The sequence below is a fragment of the Stenotrophomonas sp. 2YAF22 genome (assembly GCF_052114665.1).
GTDB classification, from domain to species: Bacteria; Pseudomonadota; Gammaproteobacteria; order Xanthomonadales; family Xanthomonadaceae; genus Stenotrophomonas; species Stenotrophomonas indicatrix.
This window is the reverse complement of the sequence record NZ_JBFRFE010000302.1, coordinates 1-5,040: the sequence shown is the minus strand read 5'-3', so window position 1 is coordinate 5,040 and position 5,040 is coordinate 1. Positions and strand designations below refer to the sequence as shown.

Here is a 5,040-nt window from a genome sequence, read left to right as displayed (position 1 = left end):
GCACTACCCGTGATGCGTGCTTCTGGTAGTGCCGGCCGCTGGCCGGCATCCACGCAGACGCCTCCATCAACGCAACAACACCTCACGCAATGCCGCGTAGTCCGCCGCCAATGGCTCGGCATGTGCCGGACGCTGCAGCAATGCATCCAAGGTCGGCGGCACCGCCACTGCTTCGCCGATCAACGGTTCCACCACCGCCTCGAACTTGGCCGGGTGCGCGGTAGCAACCACCGCCCAGTCGCCCTTGGCGCCACCGGCGCGCAGATCCTGCAGCACCTTCACCGCCGTGGCCGTGTGCGGGCAGAACAGCTCACCGTCGCTGGCATGCGCGCTGGCGATGGTCGCGCGGATGGTCACGTCATCCACTGCGAAGGCGCGGAACGCCGCCCGCAGCTCGGCATCATCGCCCTGGTACAGCCAGCGCAGCCGCTCGAAGTTGCTGGGCGCGCCGACATCCATGGCGTTGGCCACGGTCGCAATGCTGGCCGCTGGCTGGTACCGGTCGCCACTGAAATAGCGCGGCAGCACCGCGTTGGCGTTGGTGGCCAGCACGATCTGCCCGATCGGCATGCCCAGCGCGCGCGCCAGCACTGCCGCCATGGCGTTGCCGAGGTTGCCGGTCGGCACCACCAGGTTCAAGCGCCGCTGATGCTGCGCATGATGGCTCAGCGCCGCGTGCGCGTAATAGCTCATCTGCGGCAGCAGCCGGCCCAGGCTGATGCTGTTGGCGGAGCTCAGCGGCACCTGTGCCTGCAGATCGCGGTCGGCCAGCGCCTGCTTCACCATCGCCTGGCAATCATCGAACGAACCGGCCACCCGCAGTGCCTGGATGTTGTCGCCGAAGCAGCCGAGCTGATGCGCCTGTCGCGGCGACACCCGCCCATCGGGATACAGCACCACCACGCGTACACCGGTCTGCCGATGGAAGGCCGCCGCTACGGCTRCACCGGTGTCACCGGAAGTGGCCACGACGATGGTCAGATCGCGTCCCTTGCCGGTCTGCAGCCGCGACAGCACACCGGCGAGGAAGCGCGCGCCGATATCCTTGAACGCCGCCGTCGGCCCGTGGAACAGCTCCAGCACATGGTCACCGCTGTTGCGCAGCGCGCGCAATGGCACGGGGAAATCGAAGGCCTCGCGGCAGATCGATGGCAAGGCCTCGGCCAGCGCATCGCCCGCGAAGAATGGCGCCAGCAGGTCAGCGGCGGTGTCGGCCAGGGCTGCACCGGCCTGCAGCGTCCGCGGCGCCGGCAGCGCCTCCGGAACGTACAGCCCGCCGTCGGGCGCGAGACCGGCAGCGATGGCCGCACTGAGTCCAACGGCCGGCGACTGGCCGCGGGTCGAAACGAATTGCATGAGGTCAATATCCGGTAGGGAGGAAGGATTCAGCACAAGCAGGCTCCGGGTGCATCCAGCGGCGAGATCCAGGCATCACTGTCGAAGCCGGCAGCGGCAAACGCCGCACGCACCGGCTGCGCTGCCGCGCGCGCCTGGTCGGCATCTTCAAACCAGGCAAAGACGCTGGGCCCGGCGCCGGAAATGCCTGCGCCCATCGCGCCGGCGGCCAGTGCAGCGTCGCGTGCCGCGTCGAAGCCCACGATCAGGCCCGCCCGCCGCGGTTCCACCAGCACATCGCGCAGGCCGGCGCGCACCAGCGCGGCATCGCTGCGATGGCAACCGCTCAACACCAGCGCCAGGTGGGCACTCTGCGCGACGAATTCGCCCAGCGCATAGCTGCCCTGCAGCGCCTGTCGTGCCCGCCGGGTCTCCAGCACCGCATGCGGATGCATCAGCAGGCTGTGCCAGCTGGCCGGTACCGGAATCGGCACCAGGCGATCAGCCGTGCACAGCGCCACGCCGCCCAGCAGCAGCGGGCCGACGTTGTCACCATGGCGGCCACCGCTGGCCACGGCTTCGCCATCCAGTGCGAACGGATACAGCGCTTCGCGCGGCAGTGGTGCGTCCAGCAGTGCATTGGCTGCCACYAGCGCGGCCACGCAGGAAGCCGCCGATCCGCCCATGCCGGAGCCGAACGGAATGCCCTTGTCGATCTCGATGGCGAAACCGAAGCCCAGCCCCAGCGCTGCACGCAGCGAGATCAGCGCGGCCCCTGCTGTATTGCCTGGCGCATCCAGCGGCAGTTCGACCGCACTGCCACGGATCGCATCGATGCGCACCAACGGTTCGTCGATGCGGCGCACGCTCACCGTATCGCCGATACCGGCAATGGCGTGTCCCAGAATGTCGAAACCCACGGCCACGTTGGCCACCGATGCGGGCGCGAAGGCGCGTGCGATCACAGCCGCGCTCCTTCGCCGGCCGCCACCCGCAGCAGATCGGCGAACACACCGGCAGCGGTGACTTCCGGGCCCGCGCCCGGACCCTGCACCACCAGCGGGTTGTCGCAGTAGCGGCGGGTACGGAACTGCACCACGTTGTCGGTCAACCGCAGGTTGGCGAACGCGTGGTCGGCCGGCAGTTCCTGCAGGCCGACCGAGGCACCGTCCGGCCCCAGCCGCGCGACATAGCGCAGCACTGCACCGCGCTCGCGGGCCTCATGCAACCGCGCCGACAGCGCGTCGTCCGATTCGCTCAGGCGGCCCATGAAGTCGTCCACGCTACCCTCGCGCAGCAGCGCCGGCACCAGACTCTCCACCTGCACCTGCTCCAGGCTGAGCGCGTGACCGGCCTCGCGGGCGAGGATCACCAGCTTGCGCGCGACGTCCACACCGGACAGGTCATCGCGCGGATCCGGCTCGGTGTAGCCCATCGAGCGCGCCTGCGCGACCAGTTCCGAGAACGGCTGGCTGCCGTCAAAACGATTGAACAGCCAGGCCAGCGTGCCGGAGAAGATGCCTTCGATCGCCAGCACTTCGTCTCCGGTATCCACCAGGTCACGCAGCGTGGTGATCACCGGCAGGCCGGCACCCACCGTGGCCTCGTAGCGGAAGCGCGCACCACTGGCCGCCGCCGCCGCGCGGATGCGCTGGTAGCGTGCCAGCGGACCGGCGCCAGCCTGCTTGTTCGGGGTCACCACATGGATGCCGGCGGCCAGCCAACCTTCATAGCGCTCGGCGACCTCGGCGCTGCCACTGCAGTCGATCACCACCGCGTGCGGCAGATGCGCGGCCAGCAGGTGCTCGGTGAAGTGGTCCAGATCGCTGGCCTGGCCGGCGTCCTGCAGCGCCTGGCGCCAGTCTTCATGCAGGCCATCGGCCTCCAGGCGCATGCGCGAGCGTGACGCAAGCGCGCGCAGGCGCAGATCGACATTGGCCTTGGCCAGCAACTGCGGGCGCGCCGCCAGCAGCTGGTCCAGCAGCGCAGCGCCAACATTGCCCGGACCGATCACCCCCACCGCGAACGTCTGCGGCGACAGCCAGAACCCGGCATGCGCGGCACGCAGCGCGCGGGTCGCGTCGGCGCTTGCCACCGCCACCGAGATGTTGCGTTCGGAGGACCCCTGCGCGATCGCCAGGATGTTCACCTGCGCCCGGCCCAGCGATTCGAACAGCCGTGCAGCCACACCCGGCTGGCCTGCCATGCCATCGCCCACGGCGGCCAGCACGCTGACGCCCTCGCTGACCTGCACCCGCTGCACCTGGCCGGCGGCCAGCTCGTGCGAGAACGCCTGCACCACGGCATCGCGACCACGCGCCGCTTCGCCTGCGCGGACAACACAGCAGATCGAATGTTCGGAAGAGCCCTGCGAGATCATCACCACCGAGACCTGTGCCTGGCGCAGCGCGGCGAACACCCGTTCGGCGGTACCCGGCACGCCGATCAGGCCGGTGCCTTCCAGGTTCAGCAGGGCCAGATCCGTGCTCAGCGTCAGCCCTTTCACCGGGCCACGTGGCGAGCGCTCGGCGCTGATCCGCGTACCCGGATGGCTGGGCTGGAAGGTATTGCGGATGAAGATCGGCAGGCCCAGCCGGATCGCCGGTGACATCGTCTGCGGATGCACCACTTTCGCCCCGAAATAGGCCAGCTCGCAGGCCTCGTCGTAGCTCAGCGCGTGCAGCTGCACGGCCTCCGGCACCAGCCGCGGGTCGGCCGACAGCACGCCGTCGACGTCGGTCCAGATATGCAGTTCATCGGCGGCGAACAGTGCGGCGAAGATCGCGCCGGAGTAGTCACTGCCGTTGCGGCCCAGCGTGGTGACGCGGTCCTGGCGGTCGCGGGCGACGAAACCGGTGGCGACCACGCGCGACTGCGGGTGCTGCAGCCGCCACGCGGCAAGGCGGCCGGCACTGGCATCCCAGTCGACATCCACGCCCAGTTCGCCGTGGCCGACCACCAGCACATCGCGTGCATCCAGCACCGCGCAGTCCTCGCCCAGCGCGCGCAGGTGGGTACCGAGCAACTGTGCGGAGAACACTTCGCCCAGGCCCTGCACGCGGTCGAGCACCTCGCGTGGCAGTTCGCCGATCACCGCCAGCGCGGCCAGCACCTCGGCCAACTGATCGAAGCGTGCATCGATCCAGTCCACGGTATCGCCCACCTGCTCACCCAGCAGCGCTACCGCGGCACCCCGATGCCGCGCGCGCAGCGCATGCCACGCCTCCTGCCAGCCGGCATCGCCCTGGGCTGCCAGGTGCGCCAGTTCAATCAGCGCATCGGTAACCCCCTTCATGGCCGAGACCACGCTGACCTGCAACGACTCGGGGCGGGCCAGCAGCAGGCCGGCGACATGGCGATAGCGCTCGGCGTCGGCCACCGAGGTGCCGCCGAACTTGTGCACGACAGTGGACGGTGCGGCCAGTGCGGACGCGGCAGGCGAATGGGCGGGGGCGATGGAAGACATGCAGACCTCGGTTGGAGGCCCCGTCGCATGCAGGTGGTCGAGTTTCCCCGTCACCTGGATGGTGCGGGGCCGTTGTTTTCGGGAGTTACACGAAGACGACGGGCCGCACCAGGGCAGTGGTGACGGTGGTGGTGGTAATGGTGGTGGTGATGGCGACCGGCGCAGTCGAACGGCCCGCAGCAGCGGAGTCGATCAGGCGGGCAGTGGCGGCATCAAGGACCATGGCGTACAGAAAACAC

Annotated in this window: 3 protein-coding genes; all 3 read right to left on the bottom strand. The window is 69.4% G+C overall.

Going from position 1 to position 5,040, the window contains the following annotated elements; genetic code table 11:
• Nucleotides 1-66: 66 nt before the first annotated feature.
• The 3 genes from thrC to thrA are packed head-to-tail and all read right to left on the bottom strand — an operon-like array spanning nucleotide 67 to nucleotide 4,801.
• Nucleotides 67-1,356 (bottom strand): threonine synthase, encoded by a 1,290-nt coding sequence (gene thrC / locus AB4Y84_RS12880; protein ID WP_442250234.1) that lies wholly within the window; start codon nucleotides 1,354-1,356, stop codon nucleotides 67-69.
• A gap of 29 nt (nucleotides 1,357-1,385) precedes the next feature.
• Nucleotides 1,386-2,300, bottom strand: a complete 915-nt coding sequence (locus tag AB4Y84_RS12875) for a homoserine kinase (protein ID WP_442244785.1) — start codon at nucleotides 2,298-2,300, stop codon at nucleotides 1,386-1,388.
• Nucleotides 2,297-4,801, bottom strand: a complete 2,505-nt coding sequence (thrA, locus tag AB4Y84_RS12870) for a bifunctional aspartate kinase/homoserine dehydrogenase I (protein ID WP_363733093.1) — start codon at nucleotides 4,799-4,801, stop codon at nucleotides 2,297-2,299. Before thrA ends, AB4Y84_RS12875 begins: the two co-directional genes overlap by 4 nt.
• Between the last annotated feature and the right edge of the window lie 239 nt (nucleotides 4,802-5,040).

Bases quoted from the DNA above. Each gene is read 5' to 3' on its own strand.
- thrA (WP_363733093.1), bottom strand. From the start codon at position 4,801: ATGTCTTCCATCGCCCCCGCCCATTCGCCTGCCGCGTCCGCACTGGCC.